Source organism: Butyrivibrio sp. NC3005 (assembly GCF_000424545.1).
GTDB lineage: Bacteria > Bacillota > Clostridia > Lachnospirales > Lachnospiraceae > Butyrivibrio.
Map to the genome: position 1 here is coordinate 29,521 of NZ_AUKC01000032.1, position 16,956 is coordinate 46,476.

Below are 16,956 nucleotides of genomic sequence, written 5' to 3' on the forward strand. Positions count from 1 at the left end.
TGGAGTTTTATATGAGAATTAATTACAATGTTTCGGCACTTATCGCACAGAATGCTCTTAAGGGAAATGATAATAGACTTACCGATTCGCTTCAGAGATTATCAAGTGGATTGAAAATTGCCAATGCCAAAGATAATCCTGCAGGACTTGCTATGGCAAGAAGAATGAATGCGCAGATTAAATCTTTGAAAACAGCAGATGATAATACGATGGATGGAATCTCAATAGTACAGACAGGTGATGGAGTTTTATCAGAGATTCAGGACATGATTCAGAGAATGAATGAACTTGCGGTTAAAGCCAGTAATGATACTATGCAGGAAAAAGACCGCAAAATTGTTCAGGAAGAGATAAATCAGCTAAAAGATGAAATAACAAGAATATCCAATACAACAGAGTTTAATGGACAACAGCTATTTGATGGATCATTTGATTTAAGAGGATATGCAACGATAGGCGGAGCTTCAGATCCAGACGTTAAAGTAAGTACCTATACAGATGAAGTGGCAACGGGACCTGCGACAGTGGCTGGTTTGACCTGTGATTATGATAGCACCACTAATACAGTCAGTAACGTAAGTGTTACGAGTGTTACTGATGCAAAAGGAAATGAATATAATAGAGTATCCTGTGATGGAGATATTATAAGGTTTGCAAATGATAAAGGGCAGCAGATAGAGCTTCAGATTAACAGGGCAATGACAGGAGAACAAGTTGATCTTGATATAACCGGATTTGGAGCGATGGCTGTTCAGATAGGAGCAAATGAAGGCCAATGGCTGGATATGAGATTTCCTAAAATGAATCTTACCAACATAGGAATTAGAGATGTTGATGTTACAACAGGTGAAGGTGCAAGAATTGCAATTGACAAAATAAAAAATGGAATGACTTATGTATCAGCAGCACGAAGCAGACTTGGAGCATATCAGAACAGATTAGAGCATACAGATAATAACTCAGATGTAACAGTTGAAAATATGACAGCAGCATATTCCAGAATTATGGATGTTGATATGGCAGAAGAAACCACAACATATGCGTCAGCTCAGATTTTAGTACAGGCAGGAACTTCAATGCTTGCACAGGCAAATCAAAGACCAAGCGAAGTATTACAGCTTTTACAGTAGTGTTATAGAGTAAAAATATCAATAAACAAGGGATGAATAGACCATCCACCTAAAATGAGGACGAGGAGAATAACATGAATCAGGAGAAAAAGCAGGAGTATACGCGTCGTATCGTTGAAGCTAACGGTACGCAGATGATTACAATTTTGTATGAAATGACGCTCGATTATCTCGAAGATGCGGCCCTTGCAATGGATTTAAATGATATCCATAGTGCTGATCGTGAAATTAATCGTGCGCAGAGTTGTATTAATGAGCTTATGCATTCGGTCAATTTAAGTACAGACCTCGGAATCAACTTTTTCCAGATTTATATGTTTGCAAGAAGACAGCTTATTACAGCTTCCGCCAAGAGGGATAAAGGATGTATAGACATCGTTCATTCGCTTTTTGAGAAATTAAAAGATTCCTATAAAGAGCTTGAAAAGTATGATGATAGTCCATCTTCAATGGATGGAGCGCAGGCTGTTTTTGCTGGACTAACCTATGGACCTGGACAGCTTAATGAAACAGTTTCAGATCCATATGTCAAAAGAGGATATGAGGCTTAAATAGTATTCATCTATATAATAATGAATAAAATCAGATTTTAATAAACTTAAGCAAACTGGTCAGATAAAAAGACTTTGTCTTGGACTGGTTTGCTTTTTGTAGTGATAATTTTTTTAAAAAATTCTAAAAAAACTCTTTACAAACATCGCATATTTTGGTAAGGTATTTAACGTTGATGAACACCACCATTTATTGGTGAATAAATAATTGTTCAATATCATGAGATTTTCTCATATACGTACTGTATTCTGCAGAACGTATTTCCATTTTTAGTAATATCATTATAGTTGTTTATTACTGGATGTTTTTTATTCTGTTTTGCGCAGGGAGGCGAAAAAGGTTTTATGAATAAGAGGAATATTTTATTTTTGTGTGATCTTAGCAGATCGTATTGCGTAAAATTGGAAGAGTATTTTCGCAGAAGAGTTGATTTGCCATTTCGGATTCAGAGTTTTACTGATGAAGAAGCCTTTATTAATATCAGCGAAGAGGAAAGTAAACAGGCAGCAGCTCTTGTAATATCTAGAACAGCATTTTCTAAAATGGGGATTGGAAAATTCGACAGAGTGCTTCTTTTAGAAGAGAGAAACAGTGATGGGACATATCCGAATTTTCCTGAAATGGAAGATGTTGTTATTAAAAGAACAGACAGATATCAATCTATGGATAAGATATGCGATGCTTTATTAGAGTTTTGTATGGAAAATCCGGATACACTGGTTATGGAAGAAAAGACAAGCCATTTGATGGGTAGAATTGGTTTTTATTCACCAATAAAAAGAAGTGGACAAAGTACACTGGCAAGAGAAATGGCAAGTTATTTTGGAGAGAAAGAAAATGTTTTGTATTTAAGTTTAGAGCCGTTTTCCGGAATAGATAAATCAAAAGAAGATGAAGATATGCTTGATTTGCTCTATTACTATAGAACAGATAAAGGAAGATTTCCTTTTAAGGTGCAAAATATAGTAAAAAAAGCAGATGGATACGATTATGTTCCTCCGGCTAATTCATTTATTTCCATTCGAGGCGTGAATGCAAAAGAGTGGAACGAATTAATCGAAGCAATTCGCAAGACCGGATTGTATCAGAAAATTCTTATTGATATCGCAGAAACAACAGATGGATTTTTGACACTACTTGAAAGCTGCGATAACATCTTTACAACTATCCTTCCGGATGAAATATGTACCAGGAAACTATCCGATTATGAAATAGCATTAAGGATTTCGGGTTATGATGATCTTCTTGAAAAAACACTGCGATGTCAGATGCCATATGACTTCATATATCAGGATAAATCAACGAAGAGAAATTATATAGAAAATCTTTTATTATATAAACCATTAGATTAAATTTAGTAAGGAATTAAATTCCATGATTGCAAATGATACAAATACAAATCTGGATATAAGGTCGAATGCTGAGCTTTTAAAGAAACTTCAAGATGATATCAGACAAAGAATAATGTCAGGACTTGATCTTACAAAAGATACATCTGATGAAGAAATGTATGAACTCATAGATGCAGAAGTGTTAAGAAGCAAACGAGAATATGCTCTTTCGATAGAAGAACTTGAAAAATTAAGATCGGAGCTTTTTCATTCCATGAGAAAGCTCGATATTTTGCAGGATCTTGTAGATGATCCAACAGTTACAGAGATAATGATAAACGGTAAAGATGATATCTTTATCGAGAAAAAAGGAAAACTTCAGCGATATGATTTGAAGTTTGCATCAAAAGAAAAACTAGAAGATGTTATTCAGAAAATTGTTGCAGGATGTAATAGAGTAGTAAATGAATCATCGCCTATAGTTGATGCCAGACTCGAAAATGGAAGCCGAGTTAATGTAGTATTGGATCCGATAGCATTAAATGGTCCGATTGTCACAATAAGACGATTTCCGGATGAACCTATTACAATGAAGAAACTAATATCATTTGGGTCAATTCCAGCTAATATAGTGGAAGATTTAAAAGTACTTGTTAAATCCGGCTATAATATATTTATTTCAGGTGGTACAGGATCAGGAAAAACCACATTTCTAAATGCACTTTCAGATAGCATACCTGAGAGTGATCGAGTTATTACAATCGAAGATAATGCAGAGCTGCAGATTCTTCATGTTCCCAATATCGTAAAAATGGAATCTAGAAATGCCAATGTTGAAGGTTGTAAAGAGATTACCATTAGAGATTTAATAAAATCTTCTCTTCGAATGAGACCAGACAGAATTGTAGTCGGAGAAGTTCGAAGCGGTGAGGCACTAGATATGGTTCAGGCTATGAATACAGGTCATGATGGATCTATGTCAACAGGTCATGCCAACAGTGCCAGAGATATGATGTTTAGATTAGAGACAATGATGCTTATGGCAATGGATTTGCCTCTTACAGCAATAAGACGTCAGCTTGCATCAGGAATTGATCTTGTAGTCCACCTTGGAAGACTTAGAGATAGAAGCCGAAAAATGTTGGAAATATGTGAAGTTACAGGAGATATAGACGAAAAGACAGGTGAAGTAGCACTACAAACTCTTTGGCGATTTGAAGAAAAAGGTGAAGATGAAAATGGAAAAGTAATTGGAGAATGGAGGAAAACTGGTGAATTACGAAACAAAGAAAAACTCCTTGCCGCAGGATTATCGTTACCATCAGATGCAATCTCAGCAGGCTGACGATTACTTGTTTGAAGAAAATACTAAAAAGAATAGTTTTATTAAAGAACATTTAAAACGATTTGAAAAGCTGGATAAGGAAGATACCCCGGCAATACTTCTTGGAATTGCGTTAGTAGCCATAATAGCGTGGTTATTCTATCACTCACTTGTAATGGCTTTTTTTCTACTTCCGTTAGTAATTCCGTTTTCAGAAAAAATGCATCACGAAAGAATCTTGAAGCAAAAACATGAAGTTGGGCAACAGTTCAGAGATGCACTTATCTCAATTTCGACAAGCCAGAAAGCCGGATACGCACTGGAAAATGCATTTTTGGAAGGCTACAAAGATATGCGAAAACTCTATGGAGAACAGTCTCCAATTTGTAAAGAATTGTGGAGAGTTGGAAAAGGACTTGCCAACAACATTATTCTTGAAGATTTATTGTATGAAATGGGAGAACGAACAGAGAATACTTATATACAAGAGTTTGCGAATGTATTCGCAGTAGCCAAAAGAAGTGGCGGAAATATTACTCAGATGTTAGAAGAAACTGTCGAACAGATTTCTAATCAGACTGATGTTGAGAAAGAAATAGACGTAATGATTGCAGCTGGCAGAATGGAGGCAAGAGTAATGGAACTAGTGCCGTTTGCGATTATAGCATATGTCGGAGCAACATCACCTGGGTTCTTTGATCCTCTTTATGGCAATGTTGCAGGATTTGCCATCATGACAGTATGTCTTATCATATATTTGGCAGCATATCACCTAATAGAGAAAATTATTTCAATTGAAGTTTAGGAAAAAAATATGATTATGGTTTTTTATGCGCTACTATTGGTAATCTTCCTGGTAGCTGCATTTCTTGTAAGATATGAACCTTTGCCTCCTTCCATGGAAGAAGAAAAAGGTTTAAATAGAAGCTTCCATCAGATGGCAGGTTTTATATATCGTAAGTTTCTAAGAAGAAAGAAAAGTGCGGAAGTTACATCTATCAAAAAAGACCTGAATACCATCACGCCTACAACAAAAGGCGAAGAACAAGTAGCAGAGTACTATATTAAAAAATTAGGAAACTGCTTCATTATCCTGTTGTGCGGAATAATACTAGCACTTTTAGCTGCACTTTCTAGCAGGCAGGATACGAAGCTTCAGATAAAAGATAAATTAAAAAGGGGAAATTATGGAGAAGTTTCTACTAATAGTGAGCTAGAAGCAGTAACAGAGTCTGGAGAAAAACTAGGAATATACAAAATAAAAGTTAATTCCAAACAATACACACTAGTTCAGCTTGGAGAACTTGAGGAAGAACTCTCATCCAAACTTCCTAATCTTATAAAAGGAAAAAACTCATCTTTAGATAATGTCAGAACAGACCTTAAACTAATGGAAAAAGTTGAAGGCTATCCATTCAAAATATACTGGCGAACAACAGACTTTATGACAGTAAGTTCAAGCGGAAAAGTCAAAAATGAAGATCTTGAAAAAGAAGGAAAAGACGTAATATTATCAGCAGAATTATCTTGTCAGGATTTTACAACTACAACGCAGATGTTTGTTCATGTATATCCGCCTATATTATCTGATACTCAGAAAAAGTATGTTCAAGTGCAAAAGCTTATCGATGAACAAGATGAAAAGAGTAGTACTACAGATTATCAAACACTTCCTAAAAATTATGGAAAGCAGAAGATTGTTTGGAAAAAACCGCTCCATGATTCAAGCGTATTTCTCTTTATACTCTTATTCTTTGTTTCAATTCTTGTATATTTTATTGAAGATAAGAAAGTACGGGGAAAAATAAAAGAAAGAGAAGAGGAAATGATAAGGCAGTACCCGAATTTGATTTCAAAAATAGTACTTTACCTTGGAGCAGGAATGACAGTAAGAGGTGTATTCGATAAGCTTAGTACCGATTATACCGCATCGCTTCAAAACGGAGGAGACAGAAGTTATCTTTATGAAGAAATACGTATGATGTCACACGAAATTGGTACAGGAGTTTCGGAAAGTAAAGCTTATGAAGCATTTGGAGTTCGCTGCAGATGCCATCAATATACAAGACTTGTAAATCTTTTAAATCAGAATTTGAAAAAAGGTAACAGTAGTCTTCTTCCTTTATTAAAACAGGAAGCAGAAAAAGCTTCGGTTGAACGACTAAATATAGCCAGAAAAGCTGGAGAAAAAGTTACAACAAAGCTTCTTGTACCAATGATGATGATATTAGGAATTATCATGATAATAATCATGGTTCCAGCATTTCATTCATTCTAAGCAGAAGCTGTTTTTAGAAATTCAAAAGTATCTGCAAAAGCAGTTTACTATATATATATTTTTAATGCGCATAGCGCAAAAGGAGAAAAGTATGAATAAAATTAAGTTACTCAAGGCGAAAATGGAAAACAAGCTTGCACTTATGATGTGCAGAGATGAAGAGACAAGTCTTTTTAATGACAATGATGGAATGGGAACAATCGAAATTGTTCTTATCATCACAGTTCTCATTGGACTTGTTATTGTGTTCAAGAAACAGATTAATGGTGTTATCGATTCTGTATTTGCCAAAATCACAGAAGGCGTTGAAGACGCATCTACAATTGGACGTTAATGAAAAAAGAAGAAAAAGGCGTATTAACGCTATATTTAGCGCTTATTATTCCTGTTCTTTTATCTCTTATTCTGACACTCTTTTGGGGTGCCAGAGTAAGTAGTGAGAGAATGAAGACTGATATAGTAGTAGATATTGCAGGAAATTCGGCACTTGCAGAGTATAATAGAGAACTCCGTAGACAATACGGACTTCTGATGATAGATACAGCATATGATAAAGGCTCACCAGAAAAAGAAAATCTTGATGAAAGACTAGATTATTACTTCGAAATGAATCTTGAAGGATCTAGAGAAGTTAAAATTGCAGAATTTTTGATAGATACAACCAATTTTACTCAGATGCAAATGACTAAAATGGAAGTTCCTGAATATACTCTGGCAGGGGATAATAACGAGGGAGCCACCAAAAGACAGATATTTGCATATATGGAAGCTGAACCTGTGGAAGGGCTTGTTGGAACAGCCAATCTTGCAGAGGTATCAAAGAGCAAAGATACAGCTGATGGTAGTAGTTCAACGAGTAGTGCAAAAGGTGAAAGCTTTGATGTAAATGTTTCGACAGAGAATGCAGAAAAAAGTTTTGATTTATTTGGAAAAATAGGTAAATTTTTCGGTAAAATTGCTGATGAGTTTTCTAGTCATAAATCAGAAGAAATTGGAAATAGTAAAAAAGAAGACGTAGATAAAGGAATAGAAGGTCCGACTAGTTGTAAGCAGATACTTTCGGATTTTGCAGAAGGAAAAATAGGAATATTAAACCTTGCATGTTCTGATAAAAAATTCTCAGATGCCTCATTTGATAAATCTAGCGTTTATACAGGACGTTCAGATAAGATGAAGGGAACAGGACTTGCAGATAGATTCTCGCCCAATTTATTAGAAACAGGCATCTTGTTTAACTTATACATGATGCAGGACTTTGGGTATTATGACCATGAAAAAGAAAAATCTCATTTATCATATCAGATTGAATATCTTGTAGGAGAACAAAGTACAGATAGAGGCAATATTGAAATAGTTGCAAGATGGATATGTGCAATACGTTTTGGTATGAACTGTATTTATCTTCTTTCGGCAACACCTCAGGCAGAAGAAATAAATTTTATAGCAGCAGCATTTGTAGGCATTCCGGTTATAGGAGAAATCATATGCTTTGCAGTAAAAATCATTATTACTATTATCTGGGCTTTTATGGAAAGCGCAAATGATATCAAAATTCTTTTTGATAAAGGAAAAGTACCTCTTGTAAAAACTCCGGCTTCATGGAAAACAAGTCTTAAAACAGGTCTTATGCTTGTAGGAGGAAAAAACGCGACCGGACTGACTTATGGCCAGTATCTTTTCATGCTAATACTAGTTAAAGAATTAAATGGAATAGATGCAGAAGTAAAAGACATGATGGATATCATGGAACTTGATATAAGAAAAGTTAAAGGTTATGAGAATTTCAGAATAGATGGATGCGTTGATTGCTTTACATTAGAGGCTGAAATGCAAGGAGAAACAGGAAAAACATTTTCACAGAAAAGATATTTTGGATATGAGGGATCATCATGAAGATATGGGAGCGGCTTGAGATGTCCTTTGGACACCAAGAAATATTTCGACCATGTAAAAACAATAAACAACAAATCCATATACAAAAAGAACGAAAGCCTCTCCGGGCAGGAAATCTTTGTGGTAGAAAAAGGGCATCGCAAGCTGCTTCCATAACTTTGGAGGCAGCGCTCATAATTCCTTTCTTTTTGATTTTTTTCGTAGGACTGTTATCCATGTTCGAAATGTTAAGATTACAGAACAGCATGGAAATAGGACTTCATCAAGTCGGAAAAAAAATCAGTTATTCAGCATTTGAAGCTGAAATGATAACTGAAGTAGGACTTGATGTACTAAAAGCTCATGATTCAAATGGAAAGATAACTGAAGCTGTAAGCAAGATAAAAAGCGTAGAGTCAATGGCACTTCCAGTGGTAGATGCTTCATTATCATGGTTCATGCTAAAAGATTATCTTTCCGAATCAAGAATTTTAGAGTCCCCAATAATCAAAAAAGGTGCGCTTGGAGTAGATAACGTAATAGTTCCAATAGCGTTCAAAAAAGACTATGTAGCACTAGAATCCGGATGTATGGTTCATCCTTATTATAATAATGTTTTCAAAATTGGAGAAATTAAACTAGAAGCCAGATATTTTGGTCATAAGTGGACTGGATTCGAAATAGATACCGGAGAAGAATCCAAGGAAGAAGAACCAAAGAAAGAAGAACCTGAAGAATATGTTTATATGGTGAAGACTGAAAAAGAAAATGTATTTCATTGTAGCAGGGATTGTCAATATTTAAAACATACAGTTCATCAGACATCTTCTGAAAAATTATCATCTTTAAGAAATAAACAAAAAAGAAAATATTATCCCTGTAAGAAATGTAAACCTGAAGGGTGTTCAACAATTTATTATACAGATGCTGGCATAGCATATCATTCCAGTAAAGACTGTACTGCGATTGAGACCAAAAAAGTTCAAACACTTCCTCGCAAAAAGGCAGAAGAAATATCTAAAGGTCCGTGTAGTAAGTGTGGTCATTAAAGATTTAAGGAAAGGAAAAAAGATGCTTTTTATTGTAGTTAGTTTAATAATCTTGTTAATAGCAGGATTAAATGACATAAAAAACAAAAGTGTAAAAAGATGGATGATTATTTCAAATTTCATCTGCGGAATAAGCTGCCTTTTAGTACAGCTGTTTCTTGGGGGAAATCCATTAGTTCTGTTTTTATCATTTATTCCGGGATTATTCCTAATATCTTTGTCTTTTATAACTAGAGAAAAGATCGGTTATGGAGATGGACTTATAGCACTTGGAACAGGACCTGTATTTGGAATATCAAACCTAATGCTTGGTTTTTGCATATCTTTTTTTCTAAGTGGGATGACAGCCGGTATTTTGATGATTTTCAAAAAGGCAAAAAGAGATGAACAGCTTCCTTTTCTTCCATTTATGTTCGCAGGACTTCTTGTGGTAAGTGGAGTGTGTCTTGCGGCTAGAATTGAAGCTATTAACGCTGTATAAATCTTACAGGGAAAACTCTAAAGGAAAGAGAAAATGCAAAATGAAAACATATATTTAATGAAAAAAAGAAATTATAATGGCTATTTCACTCTTGAAATGGCTCTTATTTTTCCAATGATTTTGTGCATTATAGGTGTTGCAATCTATGTATTGTTCATGGTCTATGGTAGAACGATTGCATCATCGGATGCGTATTTAATTGCACATAGAGCTGCAGTAGCATCTCCCAAAGATCCCTTGTCTTATGTTGCAGCAAACAAAGATAAGATTTGTAAATCTCAATATGTAGGAGTCGAATCGCCTTCAGTATCTTCAGAAAGTTCTGGGATTCTGGATACTAGTGTAAAAGTCATGCTAAAGACAACTACCCCGCATCCTCTTGCGCATTGTCTTGGGCTTAATATTGAGGGAATATGGGATGTATCTGCATCATGGGAAGCAAGCACTGTACAGCCTCAGGAAAGGGTAAGACTCTTCACAAGAGTATATGATTTGGTGAAATTTGCCAAAAAAGTTTTATAAAGAAAAATGAGTGAAAAAAGGAAAAAGTATTTTTTAAAAAAGCAGGAATCATGTAATTGCTAACTGCATAAAACTATGACTTCTTGCTGAGATTTAGGATAATCATCAGCAAGAATCCTGCTTCGCAGGACAAAATTTGTCTTGACAACAAATTTTGGTCTGGTACGGTTATTGATTTTTCTGATGAAAACAATAACCTATATTCAAGAATTAAATCAAAAGAGGAACCAGTAATATGAAGTTACGTTATGAAAGAGAATTATCACATAGTTATCTTGTGGCAGAGACAAGAGAAAACGAAGAAGAAGATTATCGCTTCAGAATGCTTGAAGTTCAGAAGAGCAAAGGACTTTTAAGAGGAAGCATTAGAAGATGTAATGGAAATGCATACATATATTATGAAGTCGATGGATGTAAGAGCATTGCAGATAGATTTACTACAAAAGGTATGGATTCAATTCAGCTTAGAAGAATGTTTTTATCCCTTGCAAGAGCGTGCCATGAAATGGGAGAGTATCTGTTAGAAGAAGATTGTCTTGTTCTTAGCCAAAATACTGTATTTATAAATCTTCGCGATAATACATATCATTTTATGTGTAGACCATCTGATGAAAAAGAAGATCTTGAAAGATTTTCAATCGAACTTATCGATATCATTGATCACTCTGATGATTTGGCAATGCAAATCGGGTATACTTTCTGTGAAATGGTTCAAGATGGTGGAAGTAGTATTTATGAAATGGCGACTATGTTAAGCCAAATGAGTGAATACATTCCAGATCAGGAAGAAGCACAAAATAGAGAAATGAATGGATATGATATTCCACCAATGGATAACTATTCAAATCTTAATGAAAACAGATTTCCTGAAGATTCAATAAACCATAATGAAGGTTTTTATGCAAACAATTATTCTAAATCATCTTTAAAGCACTCTGATTATGCTTCGGAATTAAAAGAAAATTCAGCATCTTATAACATATCTAATACTTATCAAGAAAAAAGAAGCGAAACCAAACAAAGCAGTTGGGAAAACTTTTATTCGAATGTTGAGGATGAATCTTTTTTTGATAAAGGAAAAAATACTCAAAAGTTCACCGAACAGGAAAAAAGGAACAATGCACAGCTAAGAAAACAAAAATCAGGAAAAAGTGTTTCATTGCCAAAACCTGATAAAAAGAAGACATATGAAAGTGATATGAAACCATCATTCTATTATATCTGCGCAACTATTTCTTTTCTGATATGTCTGGGTGCTTTGTATGTGAAAATGAATTATACTCTTTTATTAACAGAGAATATCATTATTATGACCATGATAGCAGTGACTTTAACTGGAGCATTGATAATCCTTTATTGTGGATATAAAGCAAAGCAAAATAAAGAAAATCCAAATAAATCTCTGACATCGTCTTCTAGGAATAATCAAAAGAAAAAAGGAAAGACATTTGATTTAAAAGCGGCAACAAGGAATGATAATAATCCATATGTATCTGAAAACAAAAATATCAGGGGCAAAGCTTTTTCAGTAAATGATATTTCTGAAAACGGAAATTCACCTGAAAATACCTTTAACAGTAATAGAAGAGTTATAACTCCTGAAAAAAATATGGATAACGGAATGATAGCTCAATCACCACTTAGAAAAGGGCTTGTCAGAAATGAGAACATGCAAGGTGGTACAGATTACGAAACTACCGTTTTAAATAGAGGATCATCTTTTAGAAGTGAAAGATTGTATAGCAGAGGACAGAGCAACTGCATCCAAATTGCACTTGATAAACTACCGATGACAATTGGAAAAATGGCTGGAGGAGTAGATACATGCCTCAATAATCAAACAATTAGTAGAATTCATGCGAGAATTTTCAGAGATGAAGATAATAATGTATGTGTTCAGGATTTGAATTCTACTAATGGAACATTCCATAACGGATTGAGATTAAAACCTCAGCAGGCATCAGTTCTTGTTCCGGGAGACGAAATCTGCTTTGCTGATATGGTTTTTGATTTCAGATAATTGTTAGCTAATATTTGTGTATTATGGTAAAATTGAATTAACATATAAAACAAACACAAATGGGGCGGTGGAGAGATGAAAATCAACATCTATTACGGCGGTCGCGGTATTATTGATGATCCTTCACTTTATGTCATTTCCAGAATGGCAGATGTTCTGAAGGAACTCAGAGTAGAAGTTCAGCAGTACAATTTATTCGAACAGAAGAATAGTATTACAGCTCTTGTAGGAACTTTGCGTGATGCTGACGGGATAATACTCGCATCTACAGTAGAATGGTATGGAATTGGCGGATGGCTCATGCAGTTTTTGGATTCTTGCTGGCTTTATGGCGACAAGGAGAAAATCAGCAAACTGTATATGATGCCTGTTGTAATGTCTACAACTTACGGTGAACGAGACGGAATGACAAGCCTTCAGGTTGCCTGGGAAGTACTTGGAGGTCTTCCATGCGATGGAATTTGCGGATATATAGCAGAAACGAAAGTATTTGATGAGAATCCTGAATATATAAGGCTTCTTGATAAAAAAGCGGAGAATTTATATCGAATGATTTCTCAAAAAATTACAGCGCTTCCTGCTAGTAATCAGGTAGTAAAACAAAAAGTATCGTTGACTAAGAGTGCTGATTTGACACCTCAGGAATCAGAGCAGCTTTCAAAATATGTTGTAGATGATAAATATGTTAAGACTCAAAAAGCTGATTTGGAAGAATTATCATTTCTTTTTCGCAATAAACTCAAAGGAAGCGAACCCGCACCCAATACAGGAGAGTATGTTAATAGATTTCATAAGAGATTTTCTCCAAGGCCGGATGTTGAAGGAACTTATGAATTAATAGTAAGCGATAAGCCGTCAATGAAAGCAATGTTGCTTCATGTTGACAGTAAAGGCTTTCAAGGACAGGCAGCCTCTATTTCAGAATTGTCTGATGTAAAAGCTGATGCTCGTCTTGAACTAACATGGGATACACTTAATAGAATTGTTGATGGAAGGACAAATTTCCAACGATCATTTATGGAAGGAAATATCCGAATGAAGGGAGATTTCAAACTCCTTAGTGCTATAGATAAAGTGTTCCCGTTTGGAATAGAAGCTGAAAGCAAAAGAAAAGACACAAGAATGGAATAATTTTATTTTTCCAATAAAGGCATATTTATCATGACAAAATACGACAGTGAATGGTACAAACAGTATTATGGGAATTATTTTAAAGCATTTGCAACTATCATGATGATAGCTGCAAATGTTTTAGTATTTGTATGTCAAAACATTATGGGACGAGAGCTCTCTAATAAAGGAGCACTGATTTTTGACAAAGTAATAGAAGGAGAGTACTATAGAATCTTTTCATCAATGTTTTTACATGCAGATAGTAATCATCTTTTTAGCAATATGATAGGACTATTGTTATTCGGAGTTTTGGTGGAGAATAGCATTGGACATTTTTGGTACCTGCTGATTGCTGTATTATCAGGAGTGGCAGGAAATGTCCTCTCGTTATATATTGAAAATCTTAGAGGAGAATACTACTACAGTGTTGGAGCTAGTGGAATAGTATTCGGAATAGTAGGATCTCTTCTTATACTGACACTTTTCTATAGAAAAAAAGATAAATCTAAAATTCGCAGAATGTTAATAGCGGTAATGTTCATGGTTTATATGAGCATTACCAATAAGAGCGTAAATAACGAAGCACACATTGGAGGTTTCATATGTGGTATAATCTTGACATTGATTACTATTTTGCTTCGTAGAAAAAAGATAAAATTGCAAGATTTTTAAAGAACTAGGAGAAGGATTATTATGAAGGACGAGAAATGTATTTTTTGTAAGATTGCAAATGGAGAAATACCAACAAACTCAATTTATGAGGATGAGGATTTTAACGTTATCCTTGACAACGGACCTGCAACAGCTGGACATGCACTGATTCTTCCAAAAGAGCATTATGCAAATTTGTATGAGCTTCCAGAAGATACCGCTGCCAAAGCAATGAAGCTTGCTAAAAAAGTTGCTTTGAGATTGAAAGCAGTTATGCACTGTGATGGACTTAATCTTGTTCAGAACAATGGCGAAGTTGCAGGACAGACAGTGAATCATTTCCACCTTCATGTAATTCCACGCTATGAGAATGATGGACAGACAATTCTCTGGAAGCCGACAGAGCCAGACGATGCTCAGCTTAGAGAAATCTGTGCAAACCTCAAAATGAACTAATCAGAAAAACAGATATGTATAACGCAAAAACAGGAGAAAATATCAAAAACTAAATGAGATATTTTCTTCTGTTTTTTTACATGATAATAAGATATGTCGGAAATAATCTAAAAAGTCAAATACAAAATGATTTCTCTAAAATGCAAATTTGCAACTAAAGAAAAGCAATCGGTAATAAACCAGCAAAAATAATTAAGACTTATTTAAGGCAGAATAAATATAATTTTTGCTGTTTAGAAGTGTTGAGGTTGTCTATCGTTAGAATGAGGGAATAACCAAATAAAGTGGTGAGAATTGCTTTATTTTGGTGTTAGGGAAAAGATATGACGTTGTTAATATTGGTTACATTAGGAATTATTACATTTGTATATTTTTCATGTGCATTTTGGTTTGTAAACGTATTGTACATGTACACCTCATTTATAGATGAGGAAAACATGCAAATTGCAGTTTGCGCAGGATTATTATTTATCTATCTTTATCTATTGGTCAAACTTATTAAATATGTTAGAAGAAAAAAGCATAATAAGGTTAATAGAAAAACTAGAAATAATCTAAGCCTACAAAATGAGATTAGAAAAAATTATTATAACAACTCTACGTTCCCAAATGCTAAGACTAGAAAACGTAAGACAGCATATGATAATGTCCATTATGGAAACTGTAGCCAAATGCCATCAAGAATGTTTTCGGATTCAAAAAGACAAAGTATATACAATACAAATGTCTATGTTTCAAAGAAAAAAGATTATAAACAAAACTATGATTTCGAGGATTACAACAATGGATCTCTAGCATATGAAAAATACACTTACGAAAATGAGGGTAAGAAAAAAACAGACAGAGCATTGGTAAAACAGAATAAAAGAAATAAGCGTAAATCATTTTTGAATATAGCGCTTATAGGAATCATTATTGCGACGATATATGTAGGAAGAGGTATCATTAGCGGTAGTAATCTGGAATATATATTAGAACCAGATTATGAAGGGATTCCACAAGAAATTGTAGAATTTGGAGAAAAGAATAAAGAAGCAAGAGATTATGTAATAAATTACCATAAATATGCAGGAAAAGAATTTGATATAAAAGTTAAAGATGAAATAGAGAATAGCAATATACCACTTTTTATACAATGGGATAAAAGATGGGGATATAGACAATATGGGCAAAATTATATAGGAGTTGCGGGATGTGGACCTACATGTATGGCAATGATTATTTGTGGTCTGACTAAAAATGAAATGGTTAATCCATATGTGATAGCACAGTATGCGGTAGATGAAGGGCTGTATACATATGGCCAGGGGACTTCCTGGTTGCTAATGATAAATGCAGCCGAAAAATATGGATTGAACGCAAAATATGGAAGGAAAAATGCAGATTATATTTTGAATAATCTATCAGAAGAAAAGCCAATGGTTTGTTCTATGGGACCGGGAGATTTTACAACACAGGGACATTTCATAGTGTTGGCAGGAATAGATCAGGATAACAAGATAATAGTAAACGACCCTAACAGCAGAGAAAATAGCGAAAAACATTGGGATGTAGATGTTTTGGTATCACAAATGAAGTCTATCTGGGAGTATCATAAATAACGAATAGCAAATGATAAAAAGCATGGAAAAAAATCATAAAAATAAACCATGAAAAAACTTTCCGAAAAATAAAAAAATGTGTTGACAAGTATAGAGGGTGTCCGCTATAATTACTTTTGTGTCACGGAGAAGTGTTTCGACATGCGACGAAGCATCGGTCGGCTTTTAAGTGGCATCAGATAAATTTGAATAAGAAATAAATTCTTGTTTACAAGAGTTTGATATACCTTCTTGGAAAGAGAAGTTGTATTCAGGCATGGAGGAATACTCAAGTGGCTGAAGAGGCGCCTCTGCTAAGGGTGTAGGCCGGGTGACCGGCGCGAGGGTTCAAATCCCTCTTCCTCCGTTTTTTCGTTCATAGCATTTAGCTATAAAGGGAATCTTGGGAAGTTTGCAAGATTCTTTTTTTATCGCCTTAAATGAAATGACACGAAAGAAAATAAAAAAAGTTGTTGACAAACAAACCAAAACGAGTTAAGATGTAACACGTTGCGGCGAGCAAGACAGTCACAACAAACTAAAGAACTTTGACAATTAAATAGTAATGCAACCCTGAAAATTCCAGCGTTTCAATTA

Annotated in this window: 16 protein-coding genes and 1 tRNA gene; all 17 read left to right on the top strand. The window is 34.6% G+C overall.

Going from position 1 to position 16,956, the window contains the following annotated elements:
• Positions 1–11: 11 nt before the first annotated feature.
• The 17 genes from G634_RS0109630 (at position 12) to G634_RS0109710 (ending at position 16,726) form a co-directional block, all read left to right on the top strand.
• Positions 12–1,130, top strand: coding sequence for a flagellin N-terminal helical domain-containing protein (locus tag G634_RS0109630; protein WP_026505120.1), 1,119 nt, complete (start codon positions 12–14; stop codon positions 1,128–1,130).
• A gap of 74 nt (positions 1,131–1,204) precedes the next feature.
• On the top strand, positions 1,205–1,681 hold the full coding sequence (locus tag G634_RS0109635; RefSeq protein ID WP_026505121.1) for a flagellar export chaperone FliS: 477 nt from the start codon (positions 1,205–1,207) through the stop codon (positions 1,679–1,681).
• A gap of 345 nt (positions 1,682–2,026) precedes the next feature.
• A complete protein-coding gene (locus G634_RS0109640; protein ID WP_026505122.1) occupies positions 2,027–3,034 on the top strand; it encodes a hypothetical protein in 1,008 nt (335 codons plus the stop codon).
• Between the two features lie 112 nt (positions 3,035–3,146).
• The gene (locus tag G634_RS0109645) at positions 3,147–4,358 is read left to right on the top strand and encodes a CpaF family protein (protein WP_035799577.1); all 1,212 of its coding nucleotides are present in this window, start codon (positions 3,147–3,149) and stop codon (positions 4,356–4,358) included.
• Entirely contained in the window at positions 4,285–5,142 is an 858-nt protein-coding gene (locus G634_RS0109650; protein ID WP_155830549.1) for a type II secretion system F family protein, read from the top strand. Before G634_RS0109645 ends, G634_RS0109650 begins: the two co-directional genes overlap by 74 nt.
• A 9-nt stretch (positions 5,143–5,151) precedes the next feature.
• Positions 5,152–6,615: a hypothetical protein gene (locus G634_RS0109655; RefSeq protein WP_026505125.1), complete on the top strand. Its 1,464-nt coding sequence runs from the start codon at positions 5,152–5,154 to the stop codon at positions 6,613–6,615.
• Positions 6,616–6,706: 91 nt separating this feature from the next.
• Positions 6,707–6,949 carry a Flp1 family type IVb pilin gene (locus G634_RS18705; protein ID WP_330364806.1) on the top strand — a complete coding sequence of 81 codons (243 nt, stop codon included), beginning with the start codon at positions 6,707–6,709 and terminating at the stop codon, positions 6,947–6,949.
• A complete protein-coding gene (locus tag G634_RS0109665; protein ID WP_026505126.1) occupies positions 6,949–8,508 on the top strand; it encodes a DUF5702 domain-containing protein in 1,560 nt (519 codons plus the stop codon). Before G634_RS18705 ends, G634_RS0109665 begins: the two co-directional genes overlap by 1 nt.
• Before the next feature lie 215 nt (positions 8,509–8,723).
• Positions 8,724–9,536, top strand: coding sequence for a hypothetical protein (locus G634_RS0109670; RefSeq protein WP_155830550.1), 813 nt, complete (start codon positions 8,724–8,726; stop codon positions 9,534–9,536).
• A 22-nt stretch (positions 9,537–9,558) separates the two neighbouring features.
• On the top strand, positions 9,559–10,017 hold the full coding sequence (locus G634_RS0109675; protein ID WP_026505128.1) for a prepilin peptidase: 459 nt from the start codon (positions 9,559–9,561) through the stop codon (positions 10,015–10,017).
• A 33-nt stretch (positions 10,018–10,050) separates the two neighbouring features.
• Positions 10,051–10,539 (top strand): hypothetical protein, encoded by a 489-nt coding sequence (locus G634_RS0109680; RefSeq protein WP_026505129.1) that lies wholly within the window; start codon positions 10,051–10,053, stop codon positions 10,537–10,539.
• A 235-nt stretch (positions 10,540–10,774) separates the two neighbouring features.
• Positions 10,775–12,559 carry a DUF6382 domain-containing protein gene (locus G634_RS0109685; protein ID WP_026505130.1) on the top strand — a complete coding sequence of 595 codons (1,785 nt, stop codon included), beginning with the start codon at positions 10,775–10,777 and terminating at the stop codon, positions 12,557–12,559.
• A gap of 75 nt (positions 12,560–12,634) precedes the next feature.
• On the top strand, positions 12,635–13,690 hold the full coding sequence (locus G634_RS18710) for an SCP2 sterol-binding domain-containing protein (RefSeq protein WP_051233805.1): 1,056 nt from the start codon (positions 12,635–12,637) through the stop codon (positions 13,688–13,690).
• Positions 13,691–13,720: 30 nt separating this feature from the next.
• Positions 13,721–14,344 carry a rhomboid family intramembrane serine protease gene (locus tag G634_RS18715; protein WP_051233806.1) on the top strand — a complete coding sequence of 208 codons (624 nt, stop codon included), beginning with the start codon at positions 13,721–13,723 and terminating at the stop codon, positions 14,342–14,344.
• 21 nt (positions 14,345–14,365) lie between these two features.
• Complete coding sequence (locus G634_RS0109700) at positions 14,366–14,779, top strand: HIT family protein (RefSeq protein WP_026505131.1); 414 nt, start codon at positions 14,366–14,368, stop codon at positions 14,777–14,779.
• A 437-nt stretch (positions 14,780–15,216) separates the two neighbouring features.
• Positions 15,217–16,380, top strand: coding sequence for a C39 family peptidase (locus G634_RS20340; RefSeq protein WP_051233807.1), 1,164 nt, complete (start codon positions 15,217–15,219; stop codon positions 16,378–16,380).
• A gap of 258 nt (positions 16,381–16,638) precedes the next feature.
• A tRNA-Ser gene (locus G634_RS0109710) sits at positions 16,639–16,726 on the top strand.
• Positions 16,727–16,956 lie beyond the last annotated feature (230 nt).

Excerpts from the sequence above, each read along its gene's own strand:
- G634_RS0109685 (WP_026505130.1), top strand. The coding sequence starts at position 10,775 with ATGAAGTTACGTTATGAAAGAGAATTATCACATAGTTATCTTGTGGCA.
- G634_RS18710 (WP_051233805.1), top strand. The coding sequence starts at position 12,635 with ATGAAAATCAACATCTATTACGGCGGTCGCGGTATTATTGATGATCCT.
- G634_RS0109640 (WP_026505122.1), top strand. The coding sequence starts at position 2,027 with ATGAATAAGAGGAATATTTTATTTTTGTGTGATCTTAGCAGATCGTAT.
- G634_RS18715 (WP_051233806.1), top strand. The coding sequence starts at position 13,721 with ATGACAAAATACGACAGTGAATGGTACAAACAGTATTATGGGAATTAT.
- G634_RS0109680 (WP_026505129.1), top strand. The coding sequence starts at position 10,051 with ATGCAAAATGAAAACATATATTTAATGAAAAAAAGAAATTATAATGGC.
- G634_RS0109665 (WP_026505126.1), top strand. The coding sequence starts at position 6,949 with ATGAAAAAAGAAGAAAAAGGCGTATTAACGCTATATTTAGCGCTTATT.
- G634_RS0109670 (WP_155830550.1), top strand. The coding sequence starts at position 8,724 with ATGTTCGAAATGTTAAGATTACAGAACAGCATGGAAATAGGACTTCAT.
- G634_RS0109675 (WP_026505128.1), top strand. The coding sequence starts at position 9,559 with ATGCTTTTTATTGTAGTTAGTTTAATAATCTTGTTAATAGCAGGATTA.
- G634_RS18705 (WP_330364806.1), top strand. The coding sequence starts at position 6,707 with ATGAATAAAATTAAGTTACTCAAGGCGAAAATGGAAAACAAGCTTGCA.
- G634_RS20340 (WP_051233807.1), top strand. The coding sequence starts at position 15,217 with ATGCAAATTGCAGTTTGCGCAGGATTATTATTTATCTATCTTTATCTA.
- G634_RS0109655 (WP_026505125.1), top strand. The coding sequence starts at position 5,152 with ATGATTATGGTTTTTTATGCGCTACTATTGGTAATCTTCCTGGTAGCT.
- G634_RS0109630 (WP_026505120.1), top strand. The coding sequence starts at position 12 with ATGAGAATTAATTACAATGTTTCGGCACTTATCGCACAGAATGCTCTT.
- G634_RS0109635 (WP_026505121.1), top strand. The coding sequence starts at position 1,205 with ATGAATCAGGAGAAAAAGCAGGAGTATACGCGTCGTATCGTTGAAGCT.
- G634_RS0109700 (WP_026505131.1), top strand. The coding sequence starts at position 14,366 with ATGAAGGACGAGAAATGTATTTTTTGTAAGATTGCAAATGGAGAAATA.
- G634_RS0109645 (WP_035799577.1), top strand. The coding sequence starts at position 3,147 with ATGTCAGGACTTGATCTTACAAAAGATACATCTGATGAAGAAATGTAT.